At 62.1% G+C, this 19,069-nt stretch carries 17 protein-coding genes; 14 read left to right on the forward strand and 3 right to left on the reverse strand.

Annotation, left to right across the window (positions count from 1 at the left end):
- Nucleotides 1–264 precede the first annotated feature (264 nt).
- Nucleotides 265–1,614 carry an NCS2 family permease gene (locus R9B85_RS04560; protein WP_013973528.1) on the forward strand — a complete coding sequence of 450 codons (1,350 nt, stop codon included), beginning with the start codon at nucleotides 265–267 and terminating at the stop codon, nucleotides 1,612–1,614.
- 195 nt (nucleotides 1,615–1,809) lie between these two features.
- Here the strand turns inward: R9B85_RS04560 and uraH are convergent, their stop codons facing one another.
- Complete coding sequence (uraH, locus tag R9B85_RS04565) at nucleotides 1,810–2,163, reverse strand: hydroxyisourate hydrolase (protein ID WP_003259496.1); 354 nt, start codon at nucleotides 2,161–2,163, stop codon at nucleotides 1,810–1,812.
- A 399-nt stretch (nucleotides 2,164–2,562) separates the two neighbouring features.
- Between uraH and puuE the strand changes: the two genes are divergently transcribed.
- The 7 genes from puuE (at nucleotide 2,563) to R9B85_RS04600 (ending at nucleotide 9,575) form a co-directional block, all read left to right on the forward strand.
- Nucleotides 2,563–3,489, forward strand: a complete 927-nt coding sequence (gene puuE, locus R9B85_RS04570) for an allantoinase PuuE (RefSeq protein ID WP_112253040.1) — start codon at nucleotides 2,563–2,565, stop codon at nucleotides 3,487–3,489.
- Nucleotides 3,489–4,004, forward strand: coding sequence for a 2-oxo-4-hydroxy-4-carboxy-5-ureidoimidazoline decarboxylase (uraD, locus tag R9B85_RS04575; protein WP_133974293.1), 516 nt, complete (start codon nucleotides 3,489–3,491; stop codon nucleotides 4,002–4,004). The genes puuE and uraD overlap by 1 nt, the downstream gene beginning before the upstream one ends.
- A gap of 57 nt (nucleotides 4,005–4,061) precedes the next feature.
- On the forward strand, nucleotides 4,062–4,565 hold the full coding sequence (locus R9B85_RS04580; RefSeq protein ID WP_003259500.1) for an ureidoglycolate lyase: 504 nt from the start codon (nucleotides 4,062–4,064) through the stop codon (nucleotides 4,563–4,565).
- A 59-nt stretch (nucleotides 4,566–4,624) separates the two neighbouring features.
- The gene (locus R9B85_RS04585) at nucleotides 4,625–5,953 is read left to right on the forward strand and encodes a urate hydroxylase PuuD (RefSeq protein WP_112253042.1); all 1,329 of its coding nucleotides are present in this window, start codon (nucleotides 4,625–4,627) and stop codon (nucleotides 5,951–5,953) included.
- 208 nt (nucleotides 5,954–6,161) lie between these two features.
- Nucleotides 6,162–7,517: a nucleobase:cation symporter-2 family protein gene (locus R9B85_RS04590; protein ID WP_112253043.1), complete on the forward strand. Its 1,356-nt coding sequence runs from the start codon at nucleotides 6,162–6,164 to the stop codon at nucleotides 7,515–7,517.
- Between the two features lie 137 nt (nucleotides 7,518–7,654).
- Nucleotides 7,655–8,440 carry an outer membrane protein OmpK gene (locus R9B85_RS04595; RefSeq protein ID WP_313855799.1) on the forward strand — a complete coding sequence of 262 codons (786 nt, stop codon included), beginning with the start codon at nucleotides 7,655–7,657 and terminating at the stop codon, nucleotides 8,438–8,440.
- A 352-nt stretch (nucleotides 8,441–8,792) separates the two neighbouring features.
- Nucleotides 8,793–9,575 (forward strand): outer membrane protein OmpK, encoded by a 783-nt coding sequence (locus R9B85_RS04600; RefSeq protein WP_025340033.1) that lies wholly within the window; start codon nucleotides 8,793–8,795, stop codon nucleotides 9,573–9,575.
- A 255-nt stretch (nucleotides 9,576–9,830) separates the two neighbouring features.
- Here R9B85_RS04600 and R9B85_RS04605 read toward each other — a convergent pair whose 3' ends face one another.
- The gene (locus R9B85_RS04605) at nucleotides 9,831–10,745 is read right to left on the reverse strand and encodes a DUF808 domain-containing protein (RefSeq protein ID WP_085664004.1); all 915 of its coding nucleotides are present in this window, start codon (nucleotides 10,743–10,745) and stop codon (nucleotides 9,831–9,833) included.
- A 132-nt stretch (nucleotides 10,746–10,877) separates the two neighbouring features.
- Here R9B85_RS04605 and R9B85_RS04610 point away from each other — a divergent pair, with 132 nt between their 5' ends.
- Complete coding sequence (locus R9B85_RS04610) at nucleotides 10,878–11,489, forward strand: TetR/AcrR family transcriptional regulator (RefSeq protein ID WP_112253045.1); 612 nt, start codon at nucleotides 10,878–10,880, stop codon at nucleotides 11,487–11,489.
- 134 nt (nucleotides 11,490–11,623) lie between these two features.
- On the opposite strand, the gene R9B85_RS04615 is transcribed toward R9B85_RS04610, so the two are convergent.
- Nucleotides 11,624–12,064, reverse strand: a complete 441-nt coding sequence (locus tag R9B85_RS04615) for a GlcG/HbpS family heme-binding protein (RefSeq protein WP_013973539.1) — start codon at nucleotides 12,062–12,064, stop codon at nucleotides 11,624–11,626.
- A 257-nt stretch (nucleotides 12,065–12,321) separates the two neighbouring features.
- On the opposite strand from R9B85_RS04615, the gene gcl reads away from it, so the two are divergent.
- The 5 genes from gcl (at nucleotide 12,322) to pyk (ending at nucleotide 18,949) form a co-directional block, all read left to right on the forward strand.
- Complete coding sequence (gcl, locus tag R9B85_RS04620) at nucleotides 12,322–14,097, forward strand: glyoxylate carboligase (protein WP_423770868.1); 1,776 nt, start codon at nucleotides 12,322–12,324, stop codon at nucleotides 14,095–14,097.
- A 68-nt stretch (nucleotides 14,098–14,165) separates the two neighbouring features.
- The gene (hyi, locus tag R9B85_RS04625) at nucleotides 14,166–14,948 is read left to right on the forward strand and encodes a hydroxypyruvate isomerase (RefSeq protein ID WP_423770869.1); all 783 of its coding nucleotides are present in this window, start codon (nucleotides 14,166–14,168) and stop codon (nucleotides 14,946–14,948) included.
- A gap of 177 nt (nucleotides 14,949–15,125) precedes the next feature.
- A complete protein-coding gene (locus tag R9B85_RS04630; protein WP_112253046.1) occupies nucleotides 15,126–16,019 on the forward strand; it encodes a 2-hydroxy-3-oxopropionate reductase in 894 nt (297 codons plus the stop codon).
- 243 nt (nucleotides 16,020–16,262) lie between these two features.
- Nucleotides 16,263–17,537 (forward strand): glycerate kinase type-2 family protein, encoded by a 1,275-nt coding sequence (locus R9B85_RS04635; protein ID WP_025340038.1) that lies wholly within the window; start codon nucleotides 16,263–16,265, stop codon nucleotides 17,535–17,537.
- Nucleotides 17,534–18,949, forward strand: a complete 1,416-nt coding sequence (gene pyk / locus R9B85_RS04640; RefSeq protein WP_423770870.1) for a pyruvate kinase — start codon at nucleotides 17,534–17,536, stop codon at nucleotides 18,947–18,949. The genes R9B85_RS04635 and pyk overlap by 4 nt, the downstream gene beginning before the upstream one ends.
- Nucleotides 18,950–19,069: the final 120 nt, after the last annotated feature.

A 19,069-nucleotide genomic window follows, 5' to 3' on the forward strand; every position in this document is an offset into this window, starting at 1 on the left:
GGAAAGTATGGCGCCATTGTACACAGGCTGAGCCGTTTCTGCAGGTGGCCTTTTACCTATATAGCCGTTGTACGACACCTTGCGCACACAAAAGATAAAACATTATTTGCATTCTTTGTACACAAAAGGATAATCCACCGAGCAACTTCTTGACCCGCAAGTCAACAAACCGGTCAGACGTCTGCCTTCCCTCGCGGAGCCGCCAAGTGCATTGCGCAGGCCACTGGCTCCATAACAACAAGAAAGACTTGAGGAGTACTTGCTGTGGAAAGCCGCAAATCCGAAGCCCCTACGCTGGATCTTGCCCCACCGCTCGAAACGAGCTGGCTGGAGCGGATTTTCAAACTCAAGCAACACGGCAGCACCGTCAGGACCGAAATGATCGCCGGGGTGACCACCTTCATCACCATGGCCTACATCATCTTCGTCAACCCCAACATCATGGCCGACGCTGGCATCGACCACGGTGCCGCCTTCGTCGCCACCTGCATCGCCGCCGCGCTTGGCTGCCTGCTGATGGGCCTGTACGCCAACTGGCCGGTGGGCCTGGCGCCGGGCATGGGGCTCAACGCGTTCTTCACCTACACCGTGGTCGGCACCATGGGCTACAACTGGGAAACGGCACTGGGCGCAGTATTCGTCTCGGGTGTGCTGTTCATGTTCCTGACCTTGTCGAAAGTGCGCGAATGGTTGCTCAACAGCATCCCGGTCAGCCTGCGCCATGCCATGGGGGCCGGCGTCGGATTGTTTCTCGGGCTGATCGGCCTGAAAACGGCAGGCATCATCGTCGACAGCCCGGCCACGCTGATCAAGCTGGGCTCGCTGCATGAGCCGGGGCCGCTGCTGGCGGCGGTATGCTTCCTGCTGATCGCCATCCTCAGCTACAAGCGGGTGTTCGGTGCGATCCTGATCAGCATCATCGGTGTCACCCTGGCCGGCTGGGGCCTGGGCCTGGTGAAGTTCGGCGGGGTGATGTCGATGCCGCCAAGCCTGGCACCGACCTGGATGGCCATGGACGTGGCCGGCGTGTTCAACGTCAGCATGATCAGCGTGGTGCTGGCGTTTTTGTTCGTGCACATGTTCGACACCGCCGGCACCCTGATGGGCGTGGCGCAGCGGGCCAACCTGGTGGCGCCGGACGGGCGCATCGAGAACCTGTCGAAGGCGCTGAAGGCCGACAGTGCTTCAAGTGTGTTTGGCGCCGTGGTCGGCGTGCCGCCGGTGACCAGCTATGTGGAAAGTGCTGCCGGTGTAGCCGCAGGTGGCCGTACCGGCCTGACTGCAGTGGTGGTCGGCCTGCTGTTCATCGCGGCGATGTTCTTTGCGCCGCTGGCCGGGATGATTCCGGCCTATGCCACCGCCGGTGCGCTGATCTACGTGGCAATGCTGATGATGGGCAGCATGGCGCATATCCACTGGGACGAGGCCACCGACAGCATTCCGGCGATCGTCACGGTGATCATGATGCCGCTGACTTTCTCGGTGGCCGACGGTATTGCCCTGGGCTTCATCAGCTACGTGGCGTTGAAGGCAGGTACCGGCAAATACAAGGAAATCTCCGCCAGCCTGTGGGTGCTGTGCGCGATCTTCATTGCCAAGTTCGTGTTCCTCTGACCCCCGCTGCACCAACCAAGGGCGCCTCGGCGCCCTTTCTTTGTTTCTACAGCCTGTACCGGCCTCTTCGCGGCCTGTGGGAGCGGGTTTACCCGCGAAGAGGCCGGTGCAGGCAATACAAAAACAGCAGACGAAAAAAAGCCCGCCAGTGTGAGAGCGGGCCAAAGGACCTACGAAGATTCTTCTAGCGACCAACTAGCTTCCACGATAGGTCGAATAGCTGTACGGCGAGATCAGCAGCGGCACGTGGTAGTGCTCCTGCTGCTCGTCGATGCCAAAGCGCAGCACGACAACATCCAGGAACGCCTGGGCTGGCAGCTGTACACCGCGAGCGCGGTAGTAGTCGCCAGCGCTGAACTGCAGCTGGTAGACGCCGGTACGGTAGTCGTCACCCTGCAGCAGTGGCGCGTCGACGCGGCCATCGCTGTTGGTCAGGGCGGTGTTCACCAGCTCCAGCTGCTGGCCTTCGACACGGTACAGCTCGACCTTGATCGAGCTGCCCGGGCAGCCATGCGCGGCATCCAGTACGTGTGTGGTCAAACGTCCCATTGCTTGTCGCCTCTTGTTCAATCTGTGGGCAAAAAATACACGGCCATCATCACGCCAAAGGGCCTGCGATGCGCGGGAATGACGCCATTAAGACATTCCATCGCAAAATTGTACACAATTTTTTGAACCCATCTGTCGCACCCACCGTTTCTTGCTCACAAACGACGCATCGGTCGCAAATACAGACACCGCAAAGACACCAACGTCATTAGCTGACCAATCAGGCAGGTTTCTTGCACTGTTTTTCCAGGTCGCTGCGAGGCGACAAAAGGGAAGAAATGCGGAAAAACAGGCTTACAAAAGATTTCAGAAGTTGTATACAATCAGCCCATCCGGTGGTGCGACATACCGACGCGGCCCGCCCACCCCCCGCACTAACGCACAAGAAGGAAGACTGCAGTGAGCGCTGACTACCCTCGCGACCTGATCGGTTACGGCAACAACCCTCCTCACCCGCAATGGCCGGGCAACGCTCGCATCGCGCTATCTTTCGTCCTCAACTACGAGGAAGGTGGCGAACGCAACATCCTGCACGGTGACAAGGAGTCCGAAGCGTTCCTCTCGGAAATGGTCGCCGCCCAGCCATTGCAGGGCGCGCGCAACATGAGCATGGAATCGCTGTACGAGTACGGCAGCCGTGCCGGCGTGTGGCGCCTGCTGAAGCTGTTCAAGGACAGCGGCGTGCCGCTGACCATCTTCGCCGTGGCCATGGCCGCCCAGCGCCACCCCGACGTGATCCGCGCCATGGCCGAGGCCGGCCATGAAATCTGCAGCCACGGCTACCGCTGGATCGACTACCAGTACATGGACGAGGCCCAGGAGCGCGAGCACATGCTCGAAGCCATCCGCATCCTCACCGAAATCACCGGTGAGCGCCCGCTGGGCTGGTACACCGGCCGCACCGGCCCGAACACCCGCCGCCTGGTGATGGAGGAAGGTGGCTTCCTGTACGACAGCGACACCTATGACGACGACCTGCCCTACTGGGAGCCGAACAACCCTACCGGCAAGCCGCACCTGGTGATCCCCTACACCCTCGACACCAACGACATGCGCTTCACCCAGGTACAGGGCTTCAACTGCGGCGAGCAGTTCTTCCAGTACCTCAAGGACGCCTTCGATGTGCTGTACGCCGAAGGCAGCGACGCCCCAAAGATGCTGTCCATCGGCCTGCACTGCCGCCTGGTTGGCCGCCCGGCACGCCTGGCAGCACTGAAGCGCTTCGTCGATTACGCAAAAAGCCATGACCAGGTCTGGTTCGCCCGTCGCGTGGACATCGCCCGCCACTGGCACGCCACCCACCCGTACAAGAAAGAGAACGCCTGATGACCGCCTTCAACACCCTCAAGCCATCCGCCCTGGACCGCGACGCCTTCGTCAAGGCCTTCGCCGACATCTACGAGCACTCGCCGTGGGTAGCCGAAAAAGCCTACGACCTGGGCCAACTGGGCGAGCTGGACGAGATCGAGGCGCTGCACCAGCGCATGAGCGATATCCTGCTCAGCGCCAACCACGCCGACCAATTGGCGCTGATCAACGCTCACCCGGACCTGGCCGGCAAGGCCGCCATCCAGGGCGAGCTGACCGAATCGAGCACCAACGAGCAGGCCGGCGCCGGTATTCACCAGTGCACCGCCGAAGAGTTCGCCCGTTTCACCGAGCTGAATGACGCCTACAAGGCCAAGTTCCAGTTCCCGTTCATCATGGCGGTAAAAGGCAGCAACCGGCACCAGATCCTCGCCTCGTTCGAAAAACGCATCCACAACGATGCCGATGCCGAATTCAAGGAAGCCCTGGCGCAGATCAACCTGATCGCCCTGTTCCGCCTGCTGCAGCTGTAACCGCCGTAGCAACGCTTGAGCCTTATCCAGAATAACGAACATAGAAGAGATATCCGCATGCGCACCCTGATGATCGAGCCCCTGACCAAAGAAGCCTTCGCCCCCTTCGGAGATGTGATCGAAACCGATGGCAGCGACCACTTCATGATCAACAACGGCTCGACCATGCGCTTCCACAAGCTCGCCACGGTCGAAACCGCCGAGCCTGAAGACAAGGCGATCATCAGCATCTTCCGCGCCGACGCGCTGGACATGCCGCTGACCGTGCGCATGCTGGAACGCCATCCGCTGGGCAGCCAGGCTTTCATCCCGCTGCTCGGCAACCCCTTTCTGATCGTGGTCGCGCCAGTTGGCGATGCACCTGTATCAGGTTTGGTCCGAGCCTTCCGCAGTAATGGCAGGCAGGGCGTTAATTACCATCGCGGCGTCTGGCACCACCCGGTGCTGACGATCGAAAAGCGGGATGACTTCCTGGTGGTTGATCGCAGTGGTTCCGGCAACAACTGCGACGAGCATTACTTCACCGAGGAACAGATGCTGGTCCTCAATCCCCACCAATAAGAAAAGGTCGGTCATTCAAGGGCATTGCCCGATCGGGTGACCGGCAAGAGGTACATACTGTGGAAGCACACCTTCACGAATGGCTGAACCTGAGCATTCGCTGGGTTCACATGATCACCGGCGTCGCCTGGATCGGTGCATCGTTCTACTTCGTCTGGCTGGAGAACCACCTGAACCGAAGCAACCCGCGCGATGGGTTGTCGGGTGATCTCTGGGCAATTCACGGCGGTGGTATCTACCACCTGGAAAAATACAAGCTCGCCCCCCCGAAAATGCCCGAGAACCTGCACTGGTTCAAATGGGAAGCCTACTTCACCTGGATGTCCGGTATCGCCCTGCTGTGCGTGGTGTTCTACTGGAACCCGGCCCTGTATCTGCTGGCCCCTGGCAGCACCCTCAGTGGTGCCGAAGGCGTGGCCATCGGTATCGGCTCGCTGATCGCCGGCTGGTTCATCTACGACTTCCTGTGCGACTCGCCCCTGGGCAAGAAGCCAGCGCTGCTCGGTGCAGTACTGTTCGTGCTGATCATCGCCGCATGCTGGGGCTTCAGCCTGGTGTTCAGCGGCCGTGGTGCGTACCTGCACACCGGCGCGATCATCGGCACCATCATGGTCGGCAACGTGTTCCGAATCATCATGCCGGCCCAGCGCCAGCTGGTGGCGGCGATCGAGAACAACCAGACCCCCGACCCGGTACTGCCGGCCAAGGGCCTGCTGCGCTCGCGCCACAACAACTATTTCACCCTGCCGGTGCTGTTCATCATGATCAGCAACCACTTCCCGAGCACCTACGGTAGTCAGTACAACTGGCTGATCCTGGCCGGTATCGCGGTAGCTGCGGTCCTGATCCGTCACTACTTCAACACCCGCCACGACAGCAACAAGTACGCCTGGACCCTGCCGGTCGGCGCCCTGGCGATGATCTGCCTGGCCTACGTCACCGGTCCGAAACCGATGGCGGTCAGCCCTGAGCAGGCTGCGGCGAAAGTCGAGTACCAGCCACTGCCCGCGACCGCTGTAGGTGGCAAGACCGCAGCCGAGCAACGCGCCGAAGACGCCGCCAAGGCTGCCGCAGCGCCTGCCGCGCCGGCCGAAGCCCCTGCCCAGGCCACGGCCCAGGCCGGCGGCGAGACCTTCGACAAGATCCACAATGTCATCCAGGAACGCTGCACCGTGTGCCACTCGTCCAAGCCGACCAGCCCACTGTTCAGCGCCGCCCCTGCCGGCGTGATGTTCGACACCCCGCAGCAGATCCAGGCCCAGGCCGCGCGCATCCAGGCGCAAGCGGTCGCCAGCCAGATCATGCCGCTGGGCAACATCACCCAGATGACCACCGAAGAGCGCAAGCTGGTCGGTGACTGGATCGCCAAAGGCGCCCCGGTCAACTGAAACACAAATGTCGGGATAACACCGCCCCCTGTGGGAGCGGGTTCACCCGCGAAGAGGCCGGTAATCCCGGCCTCTGTTTCAAGATATACGCAACAAGCAAGCATCGAGCGTTCAGCGTCAGGCGGGACTCCAGGCTCTCTTCATTGTGAGCCTGCCGCCTGAGGCCGGCGCTTGGATCCGAGAATAAAAACAAAACTCGAGGTGCTGCATGTCCGAGTCCCGCAAGGCGTACATCCCTGTTGCGCCGCCGCGTGAGCCCTTGCCCCTGTTCCAACTGATCCTGGTTGGCCTGCAACACGTTCTGCTGATGTACGGTGGCGCGATCGCCGTGCCGTTGATCATCGGCCAGGCCGCCGGGTTGTCCCGTGAAGAAGTCGCTTTCCTGATCAACGCCGACCTGCTGGTCGCTGGCGTCGCCACCATCATCCAGTCCTTCGGTATCGGCCCGGTGGGCATCCGCATGCCGGTGATGATGGGTGCCAGTTTCGCTGCCGTCGGCAGCATGGTGGCCATGGCCGGCATGCCAGGCGTGGGCCTGCAAGGGATCTTCGGCGCCACCATCGCCGCCGGTTTCTTCGGCATGCTGATCGCGCCGTTCATGTCCAAGGTCGTACGCTTCTTCCCGCCACTGGTCACCGGTACGGTGATCACTTCGATTGGCCTGTCGCTGTTCCCGGTGGCGGTCAACTGGGCCGGTGGTGGCCAGGAAGCTGAAGCCTTCGGCTCACCGATCTACCTGATGGTGGCTGGCCTGGTGCTGGCGGTAATCCTGCTGATCAACCGTTTCATGCGTGGCTTCTGGGTCAACGTGTCGGTGCTGGTGGGCATGGGCCTGGGCTACGTCCTGGCCGGTTCCATCGGCATGGTCGACCTGTCGGGCCTGAACGACGCACCCTGGCTGCAAGTGGTAACCCCACTGCACTTCGGCATGCCGACCTTCAGCCTGGCGCCGATCCTGTCCATGTGCCTGGTGGTGGTGATCATCTTCGTCGAGTCCACCGGCATGTTCCTGGCCCTGGGCAAGGTGACCGATCGTGAAGTTACCCCAGGGATGTTGCGTCGCGGCCTGCTGTGCGATGCCGGCGCGTCGTTCATCGCCGGCTTCTTCAACACTTTCACCCACTCCTCGTTCGCCCAGAACATCGGCCTGGTGCAGATGACCGGGGTGCGCTGCCGCTATGTCACCATCGTGGCCGGTGCACTGCTGATCCTGCTCAGCCTGCTGCCCAAGGCGGCCTTCCTGATTGCCTCGATCCCGCCTGCGGTACTGGGCGGCGCGTCCATCGCCATGTTCGGCATGGTCACCGCCACCGGGATCAAGATTCTCCAGGAAGCGGACATCGGCGACCGTCGCAACCAGTTGCTGGTTGCGGTGAGCGTCGGCTTCGGGTTGATCCCCGTGGTGCGTCCGGAGTTCTTCGCCCAGATGCCCCAGTGGATGGAACCCATCACCCACAGTGGCATCGCCATGGCCACGGTCAGTGCCCTGGTGTTGAACGTGCTGTTCAACATCCTTGGCGGTGCCGACCGCGCGGTGCACAACGAAGCCTGTCACCAGCATTGAGCAAAGGGGGGCGGCGCACTGCCGCCCCACCTCGAATTCGCCGTAAACGCTACACCGTCGGCCCGCCGGAATGGGCCGTCCGGGGCGCCTGCGCGCCAAAAAAACCCAACAAAAACAATAAGTCCGGGAACCACAACATGAAACGCATCACCTCGTCCCTCTTGCTGGGCAGCAGCCTGCTGGCCACCCTTCCCGCCCACGCTGGCGAATGGCTGCAGTGGCATGGCGAAAGCCTGAGCTACCTGTACGGCAAGGATTTCAAGGTCAACCCAGGCATCCAGCAGACGGTTACCTTCGAGCACGCCAACAAATGGAAGTACGGCGACACCTTCATGTTCGTCGACAAGATCTTCTACAACGGCAAGCCCGACCCGGGCAAAGGCGTGACCACCTACTACGGTGAGTTCAGCCCGCGCCTGTCGTTCGGCAAGATCTTTGACCAGAAGCTGGCCTTCGGCCCGATCAAGGATGTGCTGCTGGCCATGACCTACGAGCGTGGCGAGGGCGACAACGAGGCCTACCTGATCGGCCCCGGCTTCGACCTGAACATTCCCGGCTTCAACTACTTCACCCTCAACTTCTACCTGCGCAACACCGAAGGCAGCCGCCCCGGTGACAACGTCTGGCAGATTACCCCGGCTTTCTCGTACACCATTCCGGTGGGCAAATCCGACATTCTGATCGACGGTTACATGGACTGGGTGGTCGACAACGACCAGACCCGCCGTGGCACCTACCACGCCAACCTGCAGTTCAACCCGCAGGTCAAGTACGACCTGGGCAAAGCCTTGAACCTGGGCGCCAAGCAGCTGTACGTGGGCATCGAGTACAGCTACTGGAAGGACAAGTACGGCATCGACAGCCAGGGAAACATCGACAGCAACCAGAGCGTTACCAGCGCGCTGATCAAAGTGCACTTCTGAAAAACTGACCGAACGCACAAGTTTGTACCACACTGCTCCAGGACGGAGCACTTGAGGCAAGGCGCGCAAGCCAGTAATCTGCGCGCCCCCTCGATCAGGGCAGAAGGGATTCTGCCTGCGTTTACTGACCGCTCAGTCAATGAATACGGGCGGTTGGCCAACGTGTTGCCAGCCTGAAAGACCCTTTTCATCCGTTCAGAACGAAGTCGAGCAGGAAGGTTTTGCCAGCCCAGGAAAGTTGGCTCAACCCTTGCCAAACAGCTGTGGCCTATCGAAAAAAGCTGACTCAAAAGACAAAAAAGCGCCAACAACGAGCGCTGACAACAGATCAATCAAGGGAGCGACACTCGCAATGCGTACCATCAACAGCCTGATCCTCGCCGGCGGCCTGCTGGCCTGTGGCACCACCTTCGGCGGCGACCTGCTGCAATGGCAGAACAACAGCCTGACCTACCTGTGGGGCAAGAACTTCAAGGTCAACCCGTCGATCCAGCAAACCGTGACCTTCGAGCACGCTGATGGCTGGAAGTACGGCGATAACTTCATCTTTGTCGACAAGATCTTCTACCAGGGCCAGAAAGATGAGGGCAATGGCCCGAACACCTACTACGGCGAAATCAGCCCGCGCCTGTCGTTCGGCAAGATCTTCGACCAGAAGCTGGCCTTCGGCCCGGTCAAGGACGTGCTGCTGGCGATGACCTACGAGTTCGGCGAAGGTGATACCGAGTCGTACCTGATTGGCCCAGGCTTCGACCTGGACATCCCTGGTTTCGACTACTTCCAGCTGAACTTCTACAACCGCACCACCGACGGCAGCCGCGCTGGCGACAACGTGTGGCAGATCACCCCGGTGTGGTCGTACACCATTCCGGTCGGTTCGTCCGATGTGCTGATCGACGGTTTCATGGACTGGGTGGTGGACAACGACGAGAACCGCCGCGGCACCTACCAGGCCAACCTGCACTTCAATCCGCAGATCAAGTATGACCTGGGCAAGGCCTTGCACCTGGGCGAGAAGCAGCTGTATGTGGGTGTCGAGTACGACTATTGGAAGAACAAGTACGGCATCAAGGATTCCGATGCCTTCACCACCGACCAGAACACCATGAGCTTCCTGCTCAAGGTACATTTCTGATCTGAGTACAGGGGCCGCCTTGCGGCCCATTCGCGGGTAAACCCGCTCCCACAGGGTCCGCACCGGATTCATGGCAGACGCTATACATGTGGGAGCGGGTTCACCCGCGAACCGGGGCGAAGCCGCGTGGGGCCGCGCTGCGGCCCATCGCCGGCAAGCCAGCTCCCACAAAGTCCGCGCCGGATTCAAGGCCTGCGCTGTACCTGTGGGAGCGGGTTCACCCGCGAACCGGGGCGAAGCCCCGGCCAGGCCGCATCAATTGGCCGGCCGAACCGCCCGCCACAATTTCCCCGCAATGCCCACCACCGCCAGCACCACGGCACCGGCCACAACCCCGACACCGCCGTTCAGCAGCGCCACGGTCAACGCCCCGCCACGCCCTTCGCTGAACGCCTCGATGGCGTGATGCAGCGGCCCGATGCCATGCACCAGGATCCCGCCACCGACCAGGAACATGGCCGCCGTACCGATTACCGACAGGCTCTTCATCATGTACGGGGCAGCCCGCAGGATGCCGTTACCCACCGCCCTGGCCAGGCGTGATGCCTTACGAGTCATCCACAGCCCCAGGTCATCGAGCTTGACGATACCGCCCACCAGCCCGTACACGCCGATGGTCATGACCACCGCGATGCCCGACAGCACGACGATCTGCTGGGTCAACGGCGAATCGGCAACGATGCCCAGGGTGATGGCGATGATTTCCGCCGAAAGGATGAAGTCGGTACGTACCGCGCCCTTGATCTTGGCTTTTTCGAATGCCACCAGGTCGACATTGGCATCAGCCACCGCCTCCTTGAGCGCTTCGTGCTCGGCGTCCGTCTCGGCCTTGCTGTGCAGGAACTTGTGCGCCAGCTTCTCGAAACCCTCGAAGCACAGGTAGGCACCGCCCAGCATCAGCAACGGTGTCACCGCCCAAGGGATGAACGCACTGATCAGCAGCGCCGCCGGCACCAAGATGGCCTTGTTCACCATCGAGCCCTTGGCCACGGCCCACACCACCGGGATCTCGCGCTCGGCACGCACCCCGGTGACCTGCTGGGCATTCAGGGCCAGGTCATCGCCCAGCACGCCCGCGGTCTTTTTCGCCGCCACCTTGGTCATCACCGAGACGTCATCGAGCACAGTGGCGATATCGTCGATCAGTACCAGTAGACTGCTTCCTGCCATGTTTGCCTGTATCCAGAAGAGTGAGTGCCCAGGATTCTAGCCCAAAGCCGCCGCCTTGAGCGCCCGTCGAGCCCGGTGCTACCATGCCCGATCCCTCTTAGAGGTGGCCAGACACGAGGAAGATCCCTGACCATGAGCACCATTCGCGAGCGCAACAAGGAATTGATCCTGCGCGCGGCCAGCGAGGAATTCGCCGACAAGGGCTTCGCCGCCACCAAGACCAGCGATATCGCGGCCAAGGCCGGCCTGCCCAAGCCGAACGTGTATTACTACTTCAAATCCAAGGACAACCTCTACCGCGAGGTCCTGGAAAGCATCATCGCGCCGATCATGCAGGCGTCGACCCCGTTCAATGCCGAAGGTGACCCGAAGGAAGTGCTGAGTGCGTATATCCGCTCGAAGATCCGCATTTCCCGCGACCTGCCGCATGCGTCCAAGGTGTTCGCCAGCGAGATCATGCACGGCGCCCCGCACCTGTCGCCGAACCAGGTAGCGCAGTTGAACGAGCAGGCGCGGCATAACATCGAGTGCATCCAGCGCTGGATCGACCGCGGGCAGATCGCCCATGTGGATGCGCACCACCTGATGTTCAGCATCTGGGCAGCGACCCAGACCTATGCCGATTTCGATTGGCAGATCTCTGCGGTGACCGGCAAGGCCAAGCTGGCCGACAGCGATTATGACGCCGCAGCCGAGACCATCATCCGCATGGTGCTCAAGGGTTGTGAGCCTGAGGTGGCCTGACCCCCGGCGCTGGCTTCTTCGCGGGTGAACCCGCTCCCACAGGGACACCACGAGCTTCAAGCGTGTGATGGTCCTGTGGGAGCGGGTTCACCCGCGAATAGGCGGAACAGGCAATAGAGAATTAGGCTACCAGATTAGGCTGCTACACCCGCATCCGCCTTCAACCCCACCTCCTCGATCGCACTGATCGCGCACTGTTCGTCGATATCCGACGTATCGCCGCTGATCCCTACCGCACCCAGCACCTTGCCGTCCTGATCACGCACCAGCACGCCACCCGGCGCCGGCACCACCGGCCGCTCGCCCAACCCGTTCAGCGCGGCAAAAAAAGCCGGCCGTTGCTGTGCGTCCAGTGCCAGCAGGCGCGAACCCTTGCCCAGGGCAATCGCGCCCCAGGCCTTGCCAGTAGCTACCTCCGGCCGAATCAGGCTGGCGCCATCCTCGCGCTGCAGCGCCAGCAAATGGCCGCCGGCATCCAGCACCGCCACCGTCAGTGGCGCGGCATTGATCTTGCGGCCCGCCGCCAGCGCGGCGTTCACCAGGCTGACCGCGACTTTCAGGTTCAAAGCGTTCATGGAAAGGTCCTCTTCTTGTTGTGAGAAGCCCTGAGGGCAGTTGAAAACCGATAGAACAAATAGAACACAACGGAAGATATTTTTGTATACAATATTTTGAAACGATCGTATGCGATGGCGCAAACCTCCGTTTTCACGGGCGCTCGAATGAAAGCGACATCCGCCGACGAAAACCCGTTGACCTAAGCGGCCAGCCATGAATACACTCTGGCACAAAGCAAGTTGTATACAATTACAAAATCGATGAGGCACAAACCATGAGCAAAATGAGAGCAATCGATGCAGCCGTTCTGGTCATGCGCCGTGAAGGTGTAGATACCGCGTTCGGCATCCCGGGGGCTGCCATCAACCCGTTGTACTCGGCCCTGAAGAAAGTCGGTGGCATCGATCACGTCCTCGCTCGTCACGTCGAAGGCGCCTCGCACATGGCCGAGGGTTACACCCGTGCCAACCCGGGCAACATCGGTGTGTGCATCGGCACCTCCGGCCCAGCCGGCACCGACATGGTCACCGGCCTTTACAGTGCCTCTGCCGACTCCATCCCGATCCTCTGCATCACCGGCCAGGCCCCACGTGCCCGCCTGCACAAGGAAGACTTCCAGGCTGTCGACATCACCAACATCGTCAAGCCGGTCACCAAGTGGGCCACTACCGTTCTGGAGCCAGGCCAGGTGCCTTACGCCTTCCAGAAGGCCTTCTATGAAATGCGCACCGGCCGCCCAGGCCCGGTACTGATCGACCTGCCGTTCGACGTGCAGATGGCCGAAATCGAATTCGACATCGACGCCTACGAACCGCTGCCAGTGCACAAGCCGTCCGCCACCCGCGTACAAGCCGAAAAAGCCCTGGCTCTGCTCAATGACGCCGAACGCCCGCTGCTGGTAGCCGGTGGCGGCATCATCAACGCCGATGCCAGCGACAAGCTGGTCGAGTTCGCCGAGCTGACCGGTGTACCGGTAATCCCGACCCTGATGGGCTGGGGCACCATCCCGGACGACCACGCACAGATGGTCGGCATGGTCGGCCTGCAGACTTCGCACCGCTATGGCAACGCCACCCTGCTGAAATCCGACCTGGTGTTCGGTATCGGTAACCGCTGGGCCAACCGCCACACCGGTTCCGTCGACGTCTACACCGAAGGCCGCAAGTTCGTGCACGTGGACATCGAACCAACCCAGATCGGCCGCGTATTCACCCCAGACCTGGGTATCGTTTCCGACGCCGGCAAGGCACTGGACGTGTTCCTCGAAGTGGCCCGCGAGTGGAAAGCCGCTGGCAAGCTGAAGTGCCGCAAGGCCTGGCTGCAAGACTGCCAGGAGCGCAAGGCCACCCTGCAGCGCAAGACCCACTTCGACAACGTGCCGGTCAAGCCGCAGCGCGTCTACGAAGAGATGAACCAAGTATTCGGCAAGGACACCTGCTACGTCAGCACCATCGGCCTGTCGCAGATCGCCGGCGCGCAGTTCCTGCACGTGTACAAGCCACGCCACTGGATCAACTGCGGCCAGGCCGGCCCGCTGGGCTGGACCATCCCTGCCGCCCTCGGTGTGGTCAAGGCCGATCCGAAACGCAAGGTGGTCGCGCTGTCGGGTGACTACGACTTCCAGTTCATGATCGAAGAGCTGGCGGTGGGCGCACAGTTCAACCTGCCGTACGTGCACGTACTGGTGAACAACGCCTACCTGGGCCTGATCCGTCAGGCGCAACGTGGCTTCAACATGGATTACTGTGTACAACTGGCGTTCGAGAACATCAACTCGACCGACGCCGCCACCTACGGTGTCGACCATGTCGCCGTGGTCGAAGGCCTGGGCTGCAAGGCCATCCGTGTGTTCGAGCCGGCCGAAATCGCCCCTGCCCTGCTCAAGGCACAGAAGATGGCCGAAGAGTTCCGCGTGCCGGTGGTGGTCGAAGTGATTCTCGAACGTGTGACCAACATTTCCATGGGCACCGAGATCAACGCGGTCAACGAGTTCGAAGACCTGGCCCTGGTCGGCAACGACGCGCCAACCGCCATCTCGCTGCTGGACTGATCGCCTGACGCCCCCGTGCCGGCCCCTACCTGAGGGCGCCGGGGGCCTTCATCGCAAGGAGACACAACATGCCTCGCTTCGCTGCCAACCTGTCCATGCTGTTCACCGAACAGGACTTCCTGGCCCGCTTCAAGGCTGCCGCCGATGCTGGTTTCAGCGGCGTCGAATACCTCTTCCCGTACGACTTCAGCGCTGTCGAGATCAAGCAGCAGCTGGACGCCAACGGCCTGACCCAGGTGCTGTTCAACCTGCCGGCGGGCGATTGGGCCAAGGGTGAGCGCGGTATCACCTGCCACCCTGACCGCGTCGAGGAATTCCGCGCCGGCGTCGACAAGGCCATCGAATACGCCAAGGTGCTGGGCAACACCCAGGTCAACGCCCTGGCCGGCATTCGCCCACAAGGCCCGGACTGCGCCACCGTGCGCAAGACCTTCGTGGAAAACCTGCGCTACGCCGCCGACAAGCTGAAAGCCGCCGGGATCCGCCTGGTCATGGAAATGATCAACACCCGCGATATCCCCGGCTTCTACCTGAACACCACCAAGCAGGCCCTGGAAATCCAGGCCGAGGTGGGCAGCGACAACCTGTTCCTGCAGTACGACATCTACCACATGCAGATCATGGAAGGTGACCTGGCTCGTACCATGGAAGCCAACCTGAAACTGATCAACCACATCCAGCTGGCCGACAACCCCGGCCGCAACGAGCCAGGCACCGGCGAGATCAACTACCGCTTCCTGTTCGAGCACCTGGACCGTATCGGCTACCAGGGCTGGGTGGGCGCGGAGTACAAGCCGCTGACCACCACCGAGGCGGGCCTGGGCTGGCTGAAGACCCATAACGCAATCTAAGGCTGACCGGGGTCCTGTGACACATGCCTGACCCTGTGGGAGCGGGTTCACCCGCGAATGCGATGTTGGCTTCACTGCTTTCGCGGGTAAACCCGCTCCCACAGAGTTCTGTGTCCAACAACGGGCCTGAGCAGCCTGCTCCATCGAGATTCAACAAATACAACGAGGTAATCTCTCATGGCTAAAATCGGTTTCATCGGCACCGGCATCATGGGCAAGCCCATGGCTCAGAACCTGCAGAAAGCAGGTCACAGCATCTTCGTCTCCACTCACCACGACGCTGCCCCGGCCGACCTGGTCGCCGCCGGTGCCGTGGCCCTGGCCAACCCGAAGGAAGTAGCCCAGGAAGCCGAGTTCATCATCGTCATGGTTCCCGACACCCCGCAGGTCGAGAGCGTCCTGTTTGGTGAAAACGGCGTCGCCGAAGGCGTGGGCCCGAACAAGATCGTGATCGACATGAGCTCGATCTCCCCTACCGCTACCAAAGCCTTCGCCGAGAAAATCAAGGCCACCGGCGCTGCCTACCTGGACGCTCCGGTGTCCGGCGGCGAAGTCGGCGCCAAGGCTGCAACCCTGAGCATCATGGTCGGTGGCTGCCCGAAAGCCTTTGAGCGCACCCTGCCGCTGTTCGAAGCCATGGGCAAGAACATCACCCGCGTCGGTGGCAATGGCGACGGCCAGACCGCCAAGGTGGCCAACCAGATCATCGTTGCCCTGAACATCCAGGCCGTTGCCGAAGCCCTGCTGTTCGCCGCCAAGAATGGTGCCGACCCGGCCAAGGTACGTGAAGCACTGATGGGTGGCTTCGCTTCGTCGAAGATTCTCGAAGTGCATGCCGAGCGCATGATCAAGGGCACCTTCGACCCAGGCTTCCGCATCAACCTGCACCAGAAGGACCTGAACCTGGCCCTGCAGGGTGCCAAGGAACTGGGCATCAACCTGCCCAACACCTCCAATGCCCAGCAAGTGTTCAACACCTGCCAGGCCCTGGGTGGCGGCAACTGGGACCACTCGGCGCTGATCAAAGGCCTGGAGCACATGGCCAACTTCTCGATCCGCGACGACAAGTAAGTAATTTTTAGCCTTCACCGGCCTCTTCGCGGGTGAACCCGCTCCCACAGGTTTTACGCCGTCTTCAGCCTCTGTGAGGCCCCTGTGGGAGCGGGTTTACCCGCGAAGAAGCCAACACCTTTGAACCTGCGACCACAGGTTCAAAGGTGGCACCGAGCAACACCCGCCCCTGGTTCGGCCTGCACGGAGGCAGTTCCAGGGGCGTTTTTGATTCTGCAGAACAACAATAATTGGGAGCCTGCCATGTCGGTCGATCCGCAAAAACTTCTCCGCGAGCTGTTCGACACAGCCATCGCCGCCGCCCACCCCCGTCAAGTCCTCGAACCCTACCTGCCCGCCGACCGCAGCGGCCGGGTCATCGTCATCGGTGCCGGCAAGGCCGCAGCCGCCATGGCCGAAGTGGTCGAGAAAAGCTGGCAGGGCGAAGTCTCCGGCCTGGTCGTAACCCGTTACGGCCACGGCGCCAACTGCCAGAAGATCGAGGTGGTCGAAGCCGCCCACCCGGTCCCCGATGCCGCCGGCCTGGCCGTGGCCAAGCGCGTGCTGGAACTGGTCAGCAACCTCAGTGAAGACGACCGCGTCATCTTCCTGCTGTCCGGCGGTGGCTCGGCACTGCTGGCCCTGCCCGCCGAAGGCCTGACCCTTGCCGACAAGCAGCAGATCAACAAGGCGCTGCTGAAATCCGGCGCCACCATCGGCGAGATGAACTGCGTGCGCAAGCACCTCTCGGCGATCAAGGGCGGCCGCCTGGCCAAGGCCTGCTGGCCGGCCACGGTCTACACCTATGCCATTTCCGATGTACCGGGCGACCTCGCCACGGTGATCGCCTCAGGCCCTACCGTGGCCGACCCGAGCACCTCGGCCGATGCCCTGGCCATCCTCAAGCGCTACAACATCGAAGCGCCCAAGGCCGTTATCGACTGGCTCAACAACCCAGCCTCGGAAACCGTCAAGGCCGATGACCCGGCCCTGGCCCGCAGCCACTTCCAGCTGATCGCCAAGCCCCAGCAGTCGCTCGAAGCCGCCGCGGTCAAAGCCCGCCAGGCCGGGTTCAGCCCGCTGATCCTCGGCGACCTGGAAGGCGAATCACGCGAAGTGGCCAAGGTGCACGCCGGTATCGCCCGGCAGATCGTCCAGCACGGCCAGCCGCTGAAGGCGCCCTGCGTGATCCTGTCCGGCGGCGAGACCACCGTGACCGTGCGCGGCAATGGCCGTGGCGGGCGCAACGCCGAGTTCCTGCTCAGCCTCACCGAAAGCCTGAAAGGCCTGCCGGGCGTGTACGCCCTGGCCGGTGACACCGACGGTATCGATGGCTCGGAAGAAAACGCCGGCGCCTTCATGACCCCGGCCAGCTACGCCCGCGCCGAAGCCCTGGGCCTGTCGGCCAGCGATGAACTGGACAACAACAACGGCTACGGCTACTTCGCCGCGCTGGATGCGCTGATCGTCACCGAGCCGACCCGCACCAACGTCAACGACTTCCGCGCCATCCTGATCCTCGAGACTGCCCAATCATGACGCCTGATAAAAAAGTCAAAATCCTCGCCACCCTTGGCCCTGCGATCAAAGGCATCGACGACATCCGCCAACTGGTAGAAGCCGGGGTGAACATCTTCCGCCTCAACTTCAGCCACGGCGAGCACGCCGACCACGCCCTGCGCTACCAGTGGATCCGCGAAGTCGAGCAGCAACTGAACTACCCGCTGGGTATCCTCATGGACCTGCAAGGGCCGAAGCTGCGCGTCGGCCGCTTTGCCGATGGCAAGGTGCAGCTGCAACGCGGCCAGACCCTGCGCCTGGACCTGGACAACACCCCGGGCGACAGCCGCCGGGTCAACCTGCCACACCCCGAGATCATCGCCGCGCTCGAACCGGGCATGGACCTGCTGCTGGACGACGGCAAGCTGCGCCTGCGCGTCACCGCCAAGCACAGCGACGCCATCGACACCGAAGTACTGGCCGGTGGCGAGCTGTCCGATCGCAAGGGTGTCAACGTGCCGCAAGCGGTACTCGACCTCTCCCCGCTCACCGAGAAAGACCGCCGCGACCTGGCCTTCGGCCTGGAGCTGGGCGTGGACTGGGTAGCCCTGTCGTTCGTGCAGCGCCCAGAGGACATCGTTGAAGCACGCCAGCTGATTGGCGACCGCGCCTACCTGATGGCCAAGATCGAGAAACCATCGGCAGTGGAACAGCTGCAAGCCATCGCGGAGCTTGCAGATGCGATCATGGTGGCCCGTGGCGACCTGGGTGTGGAAGTGCCGGCCGAAAGCGTGCCGCAGATCCAGAAACGCATCATCGGCACCTGCCGTCATCTGGGCAAACCGGTGGTTGTGGCCACGCAGATGCTCGAATCCATGCGTTTCTCGCCAGCACCGACCCGCGCCGAGGTCACCGACGTGGCCAACGCCGTGGCAGAAGGTGCCGATGCGGTGATGCTGTCGGCCGAGACTGCCTCGGGTGAGTACCCGCTGGAAGCCGTGCAGATGATGAGCAAGATCATCCGCCAGGTGGAGAACGGCCCGGACTACCAGGCCCAGCTCGACGTTGGCCGGCCGAAGGCCGAGGCCACCGTGTCGGACGCCATCAGCTGCGCCATCCGCCGTATCAGCGGCATCCTGCCAGTGGCGGTGCTGGTCAACTATAGCGAGTCGGGCGCCTCGACCCTGCGCGCGGCACGCGAGCGGCCACGGGCCCCGATCCTCAACCTGACACCGAACCTGAACACCGCGCGCCGTTTGAGCGTGGCGTGGGGCGTGCATTCGGTGGTCAACGACCGCCTGCGCCAGGTTGACGAGGTTGTTTCCACTGCGCTGGAGATTGCCCAGGCACAGGGCATGGCCAGCCGTGGCGACACGCTGCTGATTACTGCTGGTGTGCCTTTCGGCAAGCCAGGGTCGACTAACACGCTGCGGATCGAGACTTTGATCTGAGAATGCCGGGGGCGCTTTGCGCCCCTTTCGCGACACAAGGCCGCTCCTACAGGGACCGCGACACCTTCAGGCTTGCGCGCCCCCTGTAGGAGCGGCCTTGCGTCGCGATCGGAGGGCAAA

Source organism: Pseudomonas sp. NLJ1, from assembly GCF_049486705.1.
Classification (GTDB): Bacteria; Pseudomonadota; Gammaproteobacteria; order Pseudomonadales; family Pseudomonadaceae; genus Aquipseudomonas; species Aquipseudomonas inefficax.